The organism is Clostridioides sp. ES-S-0010-02 (assembly GCA_020641055.1).
Classification (GTDB): Bacteria; Bacillota; Clostridia; order Peptostreptococcales; family Peptostreptococcaceae; genus Clostridioides.
Window position 1 is genome coordinate 2,543,571 of record CP067345.1, and the last position, 14,597, is coordinate 2,558,167.

Here is a 14,597-nt window from a genome sequence, read left to right on the forward strand (position 1 = left end):
TGTGTATATATGAATATTAATACTGTTCAAGGAGATTCAATTGAAGTTCTTTTAAGACAACTTGGAGCTACAAAAATATCAAAAGTAAGTAGTACATTATATTTTATTAAGTTTGATTTAGGAGACAACTGGGAAATATCTTATACTTATAATATTAATGCTAAAGATCAATATTTTTTACAAAGAATTGAACCATATCCTATTGGTAGAGGTCTATTTAATGATGAATATGAAATAATATCATTTATATCAAAGGATTTAAACAAATTTCTAAATGCTAAAAATAGTAGTAACTTTAAAACTTTTGTTGAAGTTACTAGAAAAGTCAATTCTATTATTGATAATGTAGAAGAGTTATTTTTAAACTATAATGTAGATGGAGATGATTTAAAAACACTCAATAAAGAACTTAACGATATATTAAATGATATTAACTATATAGAAAAGCATACAAAGAAAATCTAAAGTAAGATACTTATAAATTTAAGGTTATATATAAAAACTTTGTACAACCTCAAAATTTAATACTAAATATAAAGAATCTTATTTGTTAAAATGATAAAATAGCTGATGAAGCATATGCTTCATCAGCTATCTTGTTTTTAATGATGCCCACATCCATCGTGTGAACAAGTATGATTTGATGGAAATTCTACTAATTTTCCATCTTTAAGTAAGTCCAAATTACCACTGATAGTATCAGCTTCAGCTCTATAAACTTTTATTCCCATACTATTTAATTTAACTATGGCACCTTGCCCTATTCCTCCAACTACTACTGCATCTACAACTGTACCTGATAATGCTTTTATTGGTTGGCATTTCCCATGTTCATGACCTAAATCTCCATTGTCTAAAGATTTAACTTCTCCACTTTCTAAGTCACACACAACAAAGATTGGTGCAGAACCAAAATGACCATATGGTTTACTATCTAATCCTTTATTTTCTTCTACTGGTATACATACTTTCATTATTATTTCTCCCTTCTCTTGCAACATTTTTTCATAGATTTACATTCTTTACTGCATCCTAGATGTATTGTATTTATATCAAATACATCTATAAAGCTTTCACTAGAATTACTTAACATAGAATTTATAAAATCCATACATATGTTAAACACTTCTTTGTTAATATGATATAAAACATAGTATCCTTCTTTATATCCTGTTATTATGCCAATTTCTTTTAATATTTTTATATGTTGTGAAACAGCAGAATCTGAAATTCCTAAATATTTAGAAATTCCTTTTTGGCAGATATTTCTTTTAGATACTAATATAAGTATGTTAAGTCTAGTTTCATCACTCAATGCTTTAAATATTTTAACCAAATTTTCCATAAAGACCTCTTTTTGATTAAGTAATTACTTAATTAAATTATAGTACTCTTAATTAGATTTTTCAACTATTATTTTGAAATTTTGGAACTTATTATAAATAATTCTAATTATTTCTATATATATTTCAATTGCCAATTTAAATCTATCAAAATAAACATACCTATAGATACATCTCTAATGTATCTTGAAGTAAAATAATAATATACAAATAAAAAACTGTCTAAAATAATTATATTATTTTAAGACAGTTTTTTATTTGTATATTTAAAAATTTACTTACTAATTATACTAAGCTCTTTTTAATTTATCTAGATAATAAACAGCATTTAATGCTGCTATTTGACCTTGCCCAGCTGCTTTGATATAAGAATAGGGTTTACCTACACAGTCTCCTGCGGCAAAACATCCTTCTATATTAGTTTTCATATTATTGTCAACCTTAATATGGATACCATCAATTTCTATTCCAGGAATCAATGTACTTGGAGCTGTGCTATCTTTTATAACGAATACTCCATCAACTTCAATATGATTTTCTTTAAAAGATATCTTATTTACAAGTTTATCTCCATCTATTTGCACTGGTCTATCATGTATAATCTCAATAGAATCATCTAAATTATCTGAACTTCTCATAAGGTTTTCTTTTTTATACATAGGTATAAAATAAGTTTTTGAAGTAAGTTCACTTAAGAAATTTGCCTCTTCTTTAGATTCTTCATTATATCCTATAACTGCTACTTTTTTATTTCTATAAAGTGGTGCATCGCATGTAGCACAATATCCTACTCCTCTTCCTAGAAATTCTTCTTCACCTTTTATTGGTCTAGTATATTCTACACCAGTTGCAAGGATTACAGTAGTAGCTTCATACATATCATTTCCAGACATTATTGCAAAGTATTCTCCCATAGCATAAATATTATTTATTCTTTTATTTTCAATTGAAATATCCATGTTATCTATATGGGATTTAAATTTGTCTTTTAATTCATCTCCACTTATATCATAAAAACCTAAATAATTATCTATTGAAGGAGCTTTAACAAGCTTATTGCTTAAATTATCATTGCCAAACATAATCATTGTTTTATTTCTTATTTTTGCATTTATAGCAGCAGATAATCCTGCTGGACCACTACCTATTATAGCTATGTCATATCTCATAATATTCACCCATTTTTATAAATATGATTTTACTTTCATCTCAATTTTGTTCTTAGGCATAAATCCAATTAGAGTTTCAACTGGCTCTCCATCTTTAAATATAATCATAGTTGGTACTGTAGATACACTAAATTGTTGAGCTATTTCTAAGCTTTCATCTATATCAACTTTTACAAATCTAGCTTCGTCTTTCATCTCTTCGCCTAATTCTGCAAATACAGGTCCTAACATATTACAAGGTCCACACCAAGTTGCAAAGAAATCTACTACAACTACTCCTTTACTACCTTCAACACTACTTCTAAATTCAGATGTATTTATAATTTTTGCCATTTTTTTAATCCTCCTAAAAATTTATTATCCTTATAATTATACTATGAAATTTATAAATATAATTTTACTTTTATAAATTCTTTTATATTTTATTTTATACTATTAGTATACCCATTCTTTATTTGTAAAAACAGATTTTTATATTTTTATTATTTTAATTTTTTTGGTATTGATATTTCAAATGTAGTTCCAATACCTATATCAGAAGTTACATCTATTTCGATAGATAAATTCAAGCTAATCATATGTGCTATTGAAAGACCTATTCCAGAACCTTCTAAATCTTTATTTCTCACATTTTCACTTCTAAAAAATCTGTCAAATATAAAAGGCATTTCTTCTTTTTTTATACCTATACCAGTATCTCTTATAAGTAATGTTACTTCATCTTCCACATCTTCTTTTAATTCTAATACTATCTCATCACCTAGTTTAGTATATTTAAAAGCATTATCAATAAAAATTAATATAAGTTGTCTCAATTTATTTTTATCTGTTATTATAACTTTATTCTTTAATTCAGAGTTAAATGTAAATTTTTTTTCTTGAAACTCAGCAATATCCACATAATCTTCTGATATTTCTTCTAGTAATTTTTCTAAATCAATTTCCTCCAAGTTAACTTTAACAATAGAATCTTCCTTAGTAAGAGATAGTAAATCCGTTATCATCTTTTTAAGTCTTCTAGTTTCTTTCATTGCAGTAGCTATTGTTTCAACTTCATCATTTACTGTATTTTCTGGAGATTTTAACATACTTTCTAATTTTGATGAAACTATTGTTATTGGAGTCCTTAACTCATGTGAAGCATCTTGTATAAATTTAGCTTGGTTCCTCCAAGCAGTCTCTATTGGAATTAATGCTTTTCGAGTAAGATATACAGCTACAAAGTATGTTATTATAACAGAAATTAGTATTCCAATTATAAGTACAGATGTCAACTGTTTTAAAGAATTCATCTCTGAGTCAATGTTTCTGATTATTTGTATCTGATATCTGCCCACATCCACATTTAATTCTCTAAATGTATAACCATTTTCTGTATATTTAAAAAATGTATTTTTCTTATCTAGTCTTCTGTCTGGAAGTAATTCATCAAAATATTCATTTTGAGTATAGTAACTTATTCTGTCATTCTCATAAACATATACCATATCTTTAGGGTCTTTAAGTCTTATTGGGTTTAAAAATGAGGTTCTCTTAAATTGAGAAACTATATACTCCAGTTCATCATTGATTTCACTATCAATTCCACTATATGTAAGACCTCTAAAATATGAATATATAAATATAGAAAATATTATTAAAAAACTACCCACTACAACAATGTACATTTTTATCAAATGGTTTTTAGTGCTGGTAAATACATTCTTATTTATCATCGAATATGTATCCTACCTTACGCTTAGTTTTAATATATTTATCATATCCATATTTACTTAGTTTTTTTCTCAGATTACTTACATATACCTCTACTATTTCAATAGTTGCATCTGAATCAATTCCCCATATTCTATCATAAATCTGTTCTTTTAATAAAATTGAACCTTTATTTAAAACAAAATATTCCAATAAGTTAAACTGTTTATTTTGAAGTTTTATTTCTTCTTCTTCAATATACACTCTTTTTTCTAATGTATCTAGATATAAAGATTTAAATTCTAATCCATTTCTTTCTTTTATTTTTCCATTAGTCCTCAATATGGCATATACTCTTGCTACTAGTTCCTCCATATAAAAAGGTTTTGTTAAATAATCATTAGCTCCTATAGTAAATGCTTCTACTTTATCATCTAATGCTTCTTTAGCAGTCAATATAAGTACAGGTGTATCTATATTATTGATTCTCATTTTCTTCAAAATATCAATTCCATTTATATTAGGAAGCATTAAATCTAAAATAACTAAATCATATATATTTTGATTTATTAAATATAATGCTTCTTCTCCATCTTCACACTTTTCAGTTTCAAAATGATTACTAAGTTCTTCTACTACACTTTCTAAAAGCACCCTATTATCTTCAACTATCAAAACCTTCATAAATATCCCCTACCTTTACTTGTCTATCTTGACTTTATGAGATTTCAAATCAATATCTACATTTGCTTTTTCTTTTATATCATCATAAGTATATCCTACTATTTCAACATTCTTTGCTTTTGTTGAACATGTTATATCTATATCTGTTTCTTCTGAAGCCTTCAAAACTTTGTATGATGGTACACGACTTACTGTCAAGTATTCCCCATTATCATTAACTTCTGCCGTCTTAAGGATAATATTTCCTAAGTCTTTTGATGATGAATTCTTTACTTTTATTTGATATGTAATTCCCTCTTTTGACTCATTTACTTTTTTAAGTTCTGAAGTAGATAATACTTCATACTGACTACTATTTTCTAGCTTAATTTTATTGTTTCTTATATCAATAGTATTTTCTTTTAAATTAACATATACAATTTTACCCTCTGCTTCATATTCATATGCATAGACTTCTACACTTTTGGCAAAAGTTTTATGTCCACATTCTACATAAGCAACTTTCCCAGGCATTAAAGTCATATCTAACAGAGATTTACTATCAGATGAAGTAATTTTTTTATTATCATCGTATTCATTATATATTAGTTCAACATTCGATATATTAAATGTTGAATTATTTTCTATCTTTGTGGATGTATCTATTTTTCCACCTTCATCTACAGTTATAATCTCTGTTGCTCCTATATTCAATACTTTTGCATTGTCCTTATCTATTGTTACTTCATTATTGTCTTCTGCTTGAATCTCAACTGAATCAGATTGTTCTTCTTCCCTTTTACATGCAGTCAGTGTAAAAATAAATATTGTTAATATAATCATTAAAAAAATTAATTTTTTTACTATTTTATTCATATTAAGCACCTCATATAGTAGTATTTTATAGTAGATTTTTATACTTTTTCATAAATTCCTTCAATGCTTGTGTAAGTATTTGGTGTTTTTCAAAATTTGAGTTGCTACATAATCTTTCAAAGTCACTCCAAGTTTCTTTATCTATACGTACTCTTGTTGTTTTTAATTCACTTAAAGATTCATTATCTATATGTACATCTTTTTTATTAGATATTTTTTTAGGTTTTATATTATAATCCTTCACTTCTAAATACCAATCATACACTTCACAAAGCTTATCTAAATCTTCTTGAGTTATATTTATTTTTCTGTCTTTTTTAGGTTTAATATTTTTTCTTGATTTTATATTTTTTAAATCTGTGTCGTTAAACTCAATTTGTTCAATACTCTTATTTAAAACCTTTTCATTAGATTTCTTCTTTTTGGTGCTTACCTTTTTTACATTATTAGTGTTATCTTCCTTAGTTTTTTCTTTATCCAAATCTTCTTTATTCTTTAATTCGTCTTTTAATATGTATTTACCTTTTTCTGACTTATATCCTTTTTTATTTAAAAAAGTTCTTAAAGTACTTTGACTAATTTTTAGATTTTGAGCTATCTCTGTAAATTTGATTCCTTTACTTTGAAATTCTAAAAATTTATCAATTCTTTCCTCATTATTCATTAATACTCCTCCGTCAATATCTTCTTGTCTTTCTTTTCATACTTCTTATTATATTCTTCTTTTCTAAATCTACTCTGTTTGATTCAACTATTTTTTGTAACATTTTATTATAAGTAAAATCATCTAAATTATTATTTTTTATATAAAGAAGTGTTTCTTCTTCATACTTAACAAAACAAATTGACAATAGCCATGCCATACCCATTTTAACATAATATTCTTCACTTTGTATATTGTTACAGTATTCAAAAATATCTTTAATATGTTCATCATCAACATAATATATTAAAAACATAACTAATGCAAATCTAATCTCCCACGGATTTTCTGAACAAACATATTTTTTTAATATATCATACATGTATTCTTTATAATTATTTGTACATTTTAGTCCAGAACAAAATCCATCACAAATTGCCCAATTACTAATTTTAGGTACAAATTTTTTTATGTAATATAAAATCTCTTCAAAATTACTATTTATATTGCCAATCACCATACCCTGTAACATAACTTCTTCATAATAAGTATCTTCTGCTACTTCTAAAAATTCTTTCCAGTTGCCTTTACTTATTTCTTTTGACAACTTTCTTAAATTAGGAATTCTAATACCTATTATATTTTCTGTTCCTGGTATAAGTTTCTTATTAAAATCTCTATACTTAACATCTTGCATAGATTTCATATACTCTAAAAATTCGATATATTCCAATTTATCCCATTTTTCCCTACTAAGCATCATTTATTTACTCCTTAGTTCCTTTTTTCTTATTGTAACATAAAATTATATAAAAAAAAGCTTCTACATATCAGAAGCTTTTTCAAAAATGTACTAAATTTTTCAATTTAAAATTTAAATTAAATTAATCTTTACTACAGCATAATATCTCTTTAGAAAATCTTACTAATCTCCCACACCGAAGTCTGTATTATTGTATAAAACTTCTATATTTGGATTTTCATTTAAAAATTCATACTTATTAATAAACCATTTAACCAACTCTTCATCTCTTTTTATTTTAGAAGAATTGTTTATAAAAACATTCACAGTTGCTTTTTCAAAAGTATTTAGAATAATATCCATGTCATTATCTATCATTTCTTTAGTCTGTCCTTTTATTCCAACCATAATACAAGGCGAATCAAAATATTCTTTTACATCTTCTGGAGTTTTAAATCTTGCATTCTTATTTAAAAAATTATTTCTAAAATCATAATCAAATGTTTCAACCCCAATTTTAAATATTATAGGAATTTCAAAATAATCTCTCATTTCCTTTAGTCTATTTTTGTAGGACCAATGACTTTCTAAGAATAGTTTTTTTATATTTTTTTCTTTTATAATCTTCTTTATTCTCTCTAAAGTATCTTTAGGTATTTCAAAACAGCTACCAGAATTTATGACTTCAAGAACTCCATATTTTCCAGTTATATTTTTTAAAACTTCAAAGTTTACTTTGTTCATTTCTTCTTCCAAATTAGAATTATCATCTATATAATCACAAAAAGAACATCTTCCCCATATACATGGAAAGCTTTTAAGTAAAACTATTTCTCTTTGATTTTTATTTATTATCTCACTATATCTATCCATATTCTCTCCTATCTTTCTCCAGTTAATGATACTTTTAAAGTCTTTGGAACTGCATTTAATCCCAAATTTACCAAAACAACAGCAATTAATTTATCTGTATAATCTGTGAACACTTGAGTTATAAACACACTAAATACATCTCCAAGCCCTAGTACTTTTAAAATTTGAACTATATAAGAAGAACCCGATGATGTCACCCCGCCAAACAAAAAAGCTGAAATTACTGAGCTTACTATAGATGTTGGTATGGCAAACAACAATACTCCTAATGGAGTTTTTAAACCAGTTAAGAATTTCTTTTTAAAAGCAATACCAGCAAGTAATCCTGTTGATATCTGAACTGGTGCAAAATAAAGAGAATATACATCAAATGTAACTCCACTTATTAAACTTCCAAACACACCTGTAATAACAGCATATTTAGGCCCCAAAAGTGAAGCTATCATTATAGTTCCTATTGAATCTAAATATATAGGTAGCCTCAGCCCCATAGCTATAAACGCACCTACTATATTTATAGAAATCCCAAAGGCTATAAGTGTAATAGTTTTGACACATATTTTTCTTTTCACACTATATCACTCCTTCCACAGAGTCTATAATGTTTTCATATCCTTTAAAAAGTCTTTTTAAAAACATATACATAAATTTCTTTTCATCAACCTCATTTAAAATAATCGCATTAGCATGTTTTTTGTAGAAATTAAATGAGTCTACTATGGATTGACCCATAGCTATTCCATCTTCCACAATTTCTACATATGATTCAAATCCTTTACATATACTTCTGTCTATAAAATATGCCACTGCTAGAGGGTCATTTATTACACAACCTATTATTCCTTCTTGCTCCCAATGAAAATCAATATAAAATCTAGTGATTTCAGTTATATATTTTGCCATTTTTTCATCAAGTCTATTTATAAACTCAATAATATTAGGAGTAAGTACAATTTTTCTAGTTACATCTAAACCTACCATGTGAATTTTTTTAGATAAATTCTTGTAAACATAATCTGCTCCATGTGGGTCTACCCAATAGTTAAATTCTGCTACTGGAGAACAATTTCCATGAATTTTAAAAGCTCCTCCCATAGATACAAATTCATCAAGATTTTCAAAGGCTTTTTTATCTTTCATAAGTGCTTTAGCTATGTTTGTAAGTGGTGCAAGTGCTATTATAGATACTTTTTCACAATTATGTAAAGTATTTATTATAAAATCTACTGCTCCATTTTTTGCTTTAACTTCTGTCACTTTTTGATAAAAATTTTCTCCTATACCATCTTCTCCATGTGTATCTTGAGCTGTTACAAGTGTTCTTTTTAGTGGTGCTTCTTCTCCTATATATACTGGAATATTTAGTGAAGAACACATTTGAAGTGTTTTTAGTGCATTTTCTGCACCTACATTTGCTGGTACGTTACCACAACATGTGGTAATTCCAATTACTTCTAGCTCTGGTGAGTTTAAAGCCAAAAGGATTGCCAAAGAATCATCAATTCCTGGGTCACAATCAATTATTACTTTTCTTTTTTCCATATTACTATCCTCCTTGATTTGTGGTCGAGGAGAACTACACATCTTTTTTCCACTTTCAAAAAGGTGTGTCTAAGGGTATTAATTATATACTGCCACTATATAATTCCTTAGTTTTTTATACTTGGAGTTCTCGAACAAGTACAGATGTTAAGTTTAGTTATGATTTTAAGTCATTTATTATAACCTGTCAATCAACTAAAACCTTTCAAACACCTGATTTACTAACTACAAAAACACTGTTTGTAGTTTAAAAGAATTTATTATATTTTTATGTGTCTCATTAAAGCATGCTTAAATAATAAACAAACTTTAATAAAATGTGGCACGTTTAAACCGATTATTATTATACAACAATATTATAAATATTACAATTAATACCTTTAATTAAATTTACATATAAAATTTATACTAAATTTAATTTTTATGTTGCAAATAAGCATCAAATGTTATATATTTTTAACAAGAAGTTAAAAATATATAACATTTACTAAAGGAGTTGTTAATAATGAAAAGTTTTAGGGAATTAAATAAACTAGGATTTTTAGGTTTCTTAGGTTTTTTAGGACTAGCTGGAATATATGCTGGTGAAATACGAACTATTAGTTTTTGTGCATTCTTTGTTTTTTTTAGATACTTTAATATTATGCCAGATGAATTATTTAGAGAAAACCTGAGAAAAGCAGCTGTGCCAGCATTTTTCTTTACACTTTCATCGCTATCAGTAGCTATGGTTTTATCCATCATCTCAGATAATATTTCTACTATTGAAAATGGTCTAGGAATAAGTTTTTCTATATCAATGATTAGCTTTGTTGCAGTTTTTGCATACTTACAGTATAAAGAAGGAAAAGGACTAGAGTAATGATGATTCGTTCAAGAACTAAAGAATATAGAGCAAAATATAATATGAAACAAGATGAACTGGCATCATTAGTAGGAGTAAGAAGAGAAACTATAGGAAATCTTGAAAATGGAAAATATAACCCTTCATTAAAATTAGCATTTGACATTGCTAACGTATTCAATGTAAGTATAGAAGAAGTTTTTGAATATATAAAGGATTAGTAACTATTCTCTTCTTAAAATTTTTGCTATACTTTTCTTAAATAGATTAAAACTAATACAATTTGGTGATTATATGAAAAGAAAACTTTCAACACGCTTTTTTGGATATATTTGGTTTGTTCATATTCTTTTTAGTGGCTTTTATATTAAAAAAATTAGTACTAGATACTATGATAGGAATAATAATTCAACCAGTTTTACAGTTGTAATATCCAGTTTTGCATATACACTTGTAAAATATATTAAAGCGAAGTATTATACATATATATTTTCAAATAAAATAATTTATTTTATTTACTGAATATTTTTATTTTTTAGGGGGATGTATTGTGTTTAAAGACAAAATTGATGAATGTGTTCATATAATGACTGCATACATTGTTAGTTTAAAAGAATACTATTCATTTATAGAAACTCAGATTGATGATTTTATTAAAAGATATGGAGAAGATATTGTAGAGTCTTGTCTTCATAGAATTATGATTTTATTATGTGAATGTGGTTTGGCATAAAATTTAATTCATCAAAAAGAATAAGAAGAATTTTATATAAATTCTTCTTATCTAAATATTTAATTTAATAAAGATTTTAAATTACGCTTTTTCTTTTATAAATGCTCTTACTTTATCCATTGTTGACCACACATCACTATCATATATTTGTGTAAATTTTTCTCCTGTGCTCTTACTCATTTCTTCCATCTTGCTACAAGCACCTCCGCCAATAACATACAAATTTTCTGTTTTATATGGCTTATAATCTTTTATATCTGTTACTAAACAGCTTTCATCTTTTCTTTTATAATATAACCCTATTATTTCTGCTGAAACTCTATCATCTCCACTATAAACTATTGTATGTTTAATCTGCTTGATATCTCCACCATTTATATTATTATTTAATACGCCTTCTACGATTAACTTAGCCACACCCTCATATCCAAGTTTTTCTGCTTTCTCATAATCCTCTTTATTGTCACAAAAAAAACTTTCTATTAATATAGCAGTAGGTTTTGAACTATTTAGAATATACAATCCTTTATCTAATTTGGCTCCTCTATTTTTAAATACCATACCTAATTTATTACATATTCTAGTTGCATATTCTAAACCTTTATTACTATAATATAACACTTCTGAGCCTTTTCCTTGACCATCACTTGCATTTAAATGTAACTCTATAAGTAAATCATATTCTCCATTATTAACTTTAGGTATTTTATAAGACTTTTCCTCATTTTTAGAACTAAACTGTTTTTCAGGGCATATTATTACGCTTACTGTATGCCCTTTTTTCCTAAATATATCTGCTAATATTGGTGCCAATAATTTGTTATACTGATATTCATTAACTAATCCATCAGCAGAAGTACATGCACCATTTTTTAGAATACTGTGTCCTACTGTAATACATATTTTCATAACATTTTACTCCTTTAATTAAATTTTATCCATGTATATGTCCCATAATAATGAAAATCTAAATTTATATAAATCATTCATCTTCATAAAAAAAATAATTATCATTTTATTTTTTATAAAAATATCACAAATATTCTTAATATTCAATATATAATACATAAGTGGTAATCTAAAACGCATAACTAGACAAAAACATTTTTATTTTCATTTATTTTCATCTGATTTGATAAACTTTTATGTGATTCTACTATATAATCTCTATTGTCTATTTTTATTTAAAAATTCGTAAAATTATTAATTGATAATACTTTTTTTAACTATAACACTTTTTTATCATTTATATATTTTATAAATACTCTGTTTTAATTTTTTTATGTTAATATCTAATGATTACATTTTTTAGTATAACTTTAGTTATATCAAAAATATTTTAAAAATCTTAAATATATTCACACATTCTCATAAATTATGTTATAATGAGAATATTGCGATGACAGTTTTAGATTTTTGACAACTGGAGTGTAAAATCACTCCCTTTTCTTTTTACTAATTATGATAAATATTTAGTTAATACTAATATGCTATTATATAAAGTAAATATAAAAAATAAACTTTGTTATATGTACATTTTGCATTAATGCAAAAATGAATTTCATATATATTTCTCACAATAGGAGTGCTATGGCACTCTTTTTTGTTTTTTATAATTATGTGAAATATTCAGATACCATGTAATAAACCTTCATTTTTCAATTTTATATAAGAATCAATCATTAGATAAATACTATCTTTTTTATCTTAATATTATCCAAATCAGCACATAATAAATCCAATGTATCTTCTTAATATCACATAAGAAGATTCTAATCAATTTTAGTATCCTAAATTATTTTGCAAAACCAAATTAATTTGATTTAATAGTAATTCAATTAAAATGTGTAAGTACTGTACCAATATAGAAAGTATAGAAATCTAGATTGTTGACAAACTTAAAAATAAAACATACAATAACATTGTAAATTAAATTAACACTGTTAAGTTAAAGAGGTGATTATATGAGTGTCAAAGAAAGACGTAAAAAGGAAAAAATAGAAATGAAGAAAAAAATTATGGATGCTGCCATTGAAATTATCAATCAAGAAGGATATGAAAATTTATCAATTAGAAAAATTGCTACAAAAATAGAATATTCTCCAACTACTATTTATCTTTACTACAAAGATAAGGCACAGATTATTAATGATATGGCTAATGAACTTTATAATAAAATAGAAAATGATTCTATTACTGTTATGGATAAGTACTCCTCATTTTCAGTAGATAAACAAATCAGAGAAATTATGCTTACTTTTATCAAAATTCTTTCTAGCAATCCAGAAATGACAAAAGCCATAATGTATAGTGGAATAAATATTATATTTGCATCTCAAAATACTGCTAGTACTCCTGCTAATAATGGTATAGAGATGTTTGATAAACTTCTTGCTATTGGAATTAAGCAAAAAATATTTAAACCAAACATAGATAATGCTTCTTGGATGCTTATAAGTGCATTATTAGGTTTTGTTTTATGTGCTGTTGAAAATCACTTGTATTCTTTACATAACTTCCCACAATTTATAGACAATTTCGTGGATATTTTACTTGGAGGAATTTACAATGAGCATTCACATCAAAAATCTTAATAAGAAAAATAAATTTTTAAGAATTCTAAAAGTATTAATAGTTTTATTTTTTATATTTATATGTATTATTATTGTAGCTGTAGTTAATTTGAAACCAGAAAAATTAGTAGTACAAAATATAAATCCTACTAAAATAAAAAATGGTACTTATCTTGGAAATGCTGATAATGGTCTAGTAAAAGCTACTGTATCTGTCAAAGTTAACAATGGAGTAATAAAAGATATTCATATATTGAAACATGACACTCTTTTAGGTAAACCAGCTGAAAAGATTGTAAATAATATTATTAAGCAACAATCTTTAGAAGTGGATGCTATAACTTCTGCAACTTACAGCAGTGATACTATACGAAAAGCTATAGAAAATGCTTTACAAAAAGGAGAGTAAAATATGGATACTATTATTGTATATTCAAGTAAATATGGTTGTACAACAGACTGTGAAAATATATTAAAAAGTAAACTATCAAATAATGTTACTATTGTTGATATTAAGGATAAAAACAGTAAAATTGAATTATCAAAATTTGATACAGTTATTATTGGAAGTTCAATATATGTGGGTTCAGTTTCAAAAGAAATTCGTACATTCTGTAATGATAATATAGAGTCATTAAACCAAAAGAAAGTTGGAATTTTTCTTTGTTGCGCATTCTCTGAACAGACGGATAAATATCTATCAAGTAATTTCCCATCATCATTATTAAAGAGTGCAAAATCAATAAGTGTATTTGGTGGTGAAGCTAGATTAGAGAAAATGAAATTTTTTGATAAATTGATTATGAAGTCAGTTACAAAAAATGATTACAATGGTTTGAAAATATCACAGGATAATATAGATAATTTTTTAAGAAATTTTAATGACTAAAATAAGCTATACTCT

General features: G+C 25.6%; 20 protein-coding genes and 1 riboswitch. Of the genes, 7 read left to right on the forward strand and 13 right to left on the reverse strand.

Annotated features, from left to right (window positions below; genetic code table 11):
* The first annotated feature begins 9 nt into the window (after positions 1-9).
* Entirely contained in the window at positions 10-465 is a 456-nt protein-coding gene (locus JJC01_11780; GenBank protein ID UDN56858.1) for a hypothetical protein, read from the forward strand.
* Between the two features lie 137 nt (positions 466-602).
* Here the strand turns inward: JJC01_11780 and JJC01_11785 are convergent, their stop codons facing one another.
* From JJC01_11785 to JJC01_11840, 12 genes are all read right to left on the reverse strand, one after another.
* The gene (locus JJC01_11785) at positions 603-974 is read right to left on the reverse strand and encodes a NifB/NifX family molybdenum-iron cluster-binding protein (protein UDN56859.1); all 372 of its coding nucleotides are present in this window, start codon (positions 972-974) and stop codon (positions 603-605) included.
* A gap of 2 nt (positions 975-976) precedes the next feature.
* Positions 977-1,345 (reverse strand): winged helix-turn-helix transcriptional regulator, encoded by a 369-nt coding sequence (locus JJC01_11790; protein UDN56860.1) that lies wholly within the window; start codon positions 1,343-1,345, stop codon positions 977-979.
* A 288-nt stretch (positions 1,346-1,633) separates the two neighbouring features.
* A complete protein-coding gene (locus tag JJC01_11795) occupies positions 1,634-2,512 on the reverse strand; it encodes an NAD(P)/FAD-dependent oxidoreductase (GenBank protein UDN56861.1) in 879 nt (292 codons plus the stop codon).
* Between the two features lie 15 nt (positions 2,513-2,527).
* Positions 2,528-2,845, reverse strand: coding sequence for a thioredoxin (gene trxA / locus JJC01_11800; protein ID UDN56862.1), 318 nt, complete (start codon positions 2,843-2,845; stop codon positions 2,528-2,530).
* A gap of 149 nt (positions 2,846-2,994) precedes the next feature.
* Positions 2,995-4,227, reverse strand: coding sequence for a HAMP domain-containing histidine kinase (locus tag JJC01_11805; GenBank protein UDN56863.1), 1,233 nt, complete (start codon positions 4,225-4,227; stop codon positions 2,995-2,997).
* Complete coding sequence (locus tag JJC01_11810; GenBank protein ID UDN56864.1) at positions 4,217-4,888, reverse strand: response regulator transcription factor; 672 nt, start codon at positions 4,886-4,888, stop codon at positions 4,217-4,219. Before JJC01_11810 ends, JJC01_11805 begins: the two co-directional genes overlap by 11 nt.
* A 15-nt stretch (positions 4,889-4,903) precedes the next feature.
* Positions 4,904-5,743 carry a hypothetical protein gene (locus JJC01_11815; GenBank protein ID UDN56865.1) on the reverse strand — a complete coding sequence of 280 codons (840 nt, stop codon included), beginning with the start codon at positions 5,741-5,743 and terminating at the stop codon, positions 4,904-4,906.
* 25 nt (positions 5,744-5,768) lie between these two features.
* On the reverse strand, positions 5,769-6,407 hold the full coding sequence (locus JJC01_11820; GenBank protein UDN56866.1) for a DNA-binding protein: 639 nt from the start codon (positions 6,405-6,407) through the stop codon (positions 5,769-5,771).
* A 13-nt stretch (positions 6,408-6,420) separates the two neighbouring features.
* On the reverse strand, positions 6,421-7,149 hold the full coding sequence (locus JJC01_11825; GenBank protein ID UDN56867.1) for a DNA alkylation repair protein: 729 nt from the start codon (positions 7,147-7,149) through the stop codon (positions 6,421-6,423).
* Between the two features lie 162 nt (positions 7,150-7,311).
* Positions 7,312-8,001 carry a radical SAM protein gene (locus JJC01_11830; protein ID UDN56868.1) on the reverse strand — a complete coding sequence of 230 codons (690 nt, stop codon included), beginning with the start codon at positions 7,999-8,001 and terminating at the stop codon, positions 7,312-7,314.
* An 8-nt stretch (positions 8,002-8,009) separates the two neighbouring features.
* Positions 8,010-8,573 carry an ECF transporter S component gene (locus JJC01_11835; GenBank protein ID UDN56869.1) on the reverse strand — a complete coding sequence of 188 codons (564 nt, stop codon included), beginning with the start codon at positions 8,571-8,573 and terminating at the stop codon, positions 8,010-8,012.
* Between the two features lies 1 nt (position 8,574).
* Positions 8,575-9,543 (reverse strand): nucleoside hydrolase, encoded by a 969-nt coding sequence (locus tag JJC01_11840; protein ID UDN56870.1) that lies wholly within the window; start codon positions 9,541-9,543, stop codon positions 8,575-8,577.
* A 101-nt stretch (positions 9,544-9,644) separates the two neighbouring features.
* Positions 9,645-9,688: riboswitch (PreQ1 riboswitch) on the reverse strand.
* A 360-nt stretch (positions 9,689-10,048) separates the two neighbouring features.
* Between JJC01_11840 and JJC01_11845 the strand changes: the two genes are divergently transcribed.
* From JJC01_11845 to JJC01_11855, 3 genes are all read left to right on the forward strand, one after another.
* Positions 10,049-10,405, forward strand: a complete 357-nt coding sequence (locus tag JJC01_11845; GenBank protein UDN56871.1) for a DUF3796 domain-containing protein — start codon at positions 10,049-10,051, stop codon at positions 10,403-10,405.
* A 2-nt stretch (positions 10,406-10,407) separates the two neighbouring features.
* The gene (locus tag JJC01_11850) at positions 10,408-10,608 is read left to right on the forward strand and encodes a helix-turn-helix transcriptional regulator (protein ID UDN60173.1); all 201 of its coding nucleotides are present in this window, start codon (positions 10,408-10,410) and stop codon (positions 10,606-10,608) included.
* Between the two features lie 329 nt (positions 10,609-10,937).
* On the forward strand, positions 10,938-11,120 hold the full coding sequence (locus JJC01_11855) for a hypothetical protein (protein UDN56872.1): 183 nt from the start codon (positions 10,938-10,940) through the stop codon (positions 11,118-11,120).
* Between the two features lie 81 nt (positions 11,121-11,201).
* On the opposite strand, the gene JJC01_11860 is transcribed toward JJC01_11855, so the two are convergent.
* Positions 11,202-12,029, reverse strand: coding sequence for an N-acetylmuramoyl-L-alanine amidase (locus JJC01_11860; GenBank protein ID UDN56873.1), 828 nt, complete (start codon positions 12,027-12,029; stop codon positions 11,202-11,204).
* Positions 12,030-13,084: 1,055 nt separating this feature from the next.
* On the opposite strand from JJC01_11860, the gene JJC01_11865 reads away from it, so the two are divergent.
* Genes JJC01_11865 through JJC01_11875 form a run of 3 tightly spaced genes read left to right on the forward strand, consistent with a single transcriptional unit; the run spans position 13,085 to position 14,582 of the window.
* Positions 13,085-13,714: a TetR/AcrR family transcriptional regulator gene (locus JJC01_11865; protein ID UDN56874.1), complete on the forward strand. Its 630-nt coding sequence runs from the start codon at positions 13,085-13,087 to the stop codon at positions 13,712-13,714.
* Positions 13,689-14,102: an FMN-binding protein gene (locus JJC01_11870; GenBank protein UDN56875.1), complete on the forward strand. Its 414-nt coding sequence runs from the start codon at positions 13,689-13,691 to the stop codon at positions 14,100-14,102. Before JJC01_11865 ends, JJC01_11870 begins: the two co-directional genes overlap by 26 nt.
* Positions 14,103-14,105: 3 nt before the next feature.
* On the forward strand, positions 14,106-14,582 hold the full coding sequence (locus JJC01_11875) for a flavodoxin domain-containing protein (GenBank protein UDN56876.1): 477 nt from the start codon (positions 14,106-14,108) through the stop codon (positions 14,580-14,582).
* The last annotated feature ends 15 nt before the right edge of the window (positions 14,583-14,597 follow it).

What these genes read in the sequence shown, in the direction of transcription:
- JJC01_11780 (UDN56858.1), top strand. Translation starts at nt 10, where the DNA reads ATGAATATTAATACTGTTCAAGGAGATTCAATTGAAGTTCTTTTAAGA.
- JJC01_11785 (UDN56859.1), bottom strand. Translation starts at nt 974, where the DNA reads ATGAAAGTATGTATACCAGTAGAAGAAAATAAAGGATTAGATAGTAAA.
- JJC01_11790 (UDN56860.1), bottom strand. Translation starts at nt 1,345, where the DNA reads ATGGAAAATTTGGTTAAAATATTTAAAGCATTGAGTGATGAAACTAGA.
- JJC01_11795 (UDN56861.1), bottom strand. Translation starts at nt 2,512, where the DNA reads ATGAGATATGACATAGCTATAATAGGTAGTGGTCCAGCAGGATTATCT.
- trxA (UDN56862.1), bottom strand. Translation starts at nt 2,845, where the DNA reads ATGGCAAAAATTATAAATACATCTGAATTTAGAAGTAGTGTTGAAGGT.
- JJC01_11805 (UDN56863.1), bottom strand. Translation starts at nt 4,227, where the DNA reads ATGATAAATAAGAATGTATTTACCAGCACTAAAAACCATTTGATAAAA.
- JJC01_11810 (UDN56864.1), bottom strand. Translation starts at nt 4,888, where the DNA reads ATGAAGGTTTTGATAGTTGAAGATAATAGGGTGCTTTTAGAAAGTGTA.
- JJC01_11815 (UDN56865.1), bottom strand. Translation starts at nt 5,743, where the DNA reads ATGAATAAAATAGTAAAAAAATTAATTTTTTTAATGATTATATTAACA.
- JJC01_11820 (UDN56866.1), bottom strand. Translation starts at nt 6,407, where the DNA reads ATGAATAATGAGGAAAGAATTGATAAATTTTTAGAATTTCAAAGTAAA.
- JJC01_11825 (UDN56867.1), bottom strand. Translation starts at nt 7,149, where the DNA reads ATGATGCTTAGTAGGGAAAAATGGGATAAATTGGAATATATCGAATTT.
- JJC01_11830 (UDN56868.1), bottom strand. Translation starts at nt 8,001, where the DNA reads ATGGATAGATATAGTGAGATAATAAATAAAAATCAAAGAGAAATAGTT.
- JJC01_11840 (UDN56870.1), bottom strand. Translation starts at nt 9,543, where the DNA reads ATGGAAAAAAGAAAAGTAATAATTGATTGTGACCCAGGAATTGATGAT.
- JJC01_11845 (UDN56871.1), top strand. Translation starts at nt 10,049, where the DNA reads ATGAAAAGTTTTAGGGAATTAAATAAACTAGGATTTTTAGGTTTCTTA.
- JJC01_11850 (UDN60173.1), top strand. Translation starts at nt 10,408, where the DNA reads ATGATTCGTTCAAGAACTAAAGAATATAGAGCAAAATATAATATGAAA.
- JJC01_11860 (UDN56873.1), bottom strand. Translation starts at nt 12,029, where the DNA reads ATGAAAATATGTATTACAGTAGGACACAGTATTCTAAAAAATGGTGCA.
- JJC01_11865 (UDN56874.1), top strand. Translation starts at nt 13,085, where the DNA reads ATGAGTGTCAAAGAAAGACGTAAAAAGGAAAAAATAGAAATGAAGAAA.
- JJC01_11870 (UDN56875.1), top strand. Translation starts at nt 13,689, where the DNA reads ATGAGCATTCACATCAAAAATCTTAATAAGAAAAATAAATTTTTAAGA.
- JJC01_11875 (UDN56876.1), top strand. Translation starts at nt 14,106, where the DNA reads ATGGATACTATTATTGTATATTCAAGTAAATATGGTTGTACAACAGAC.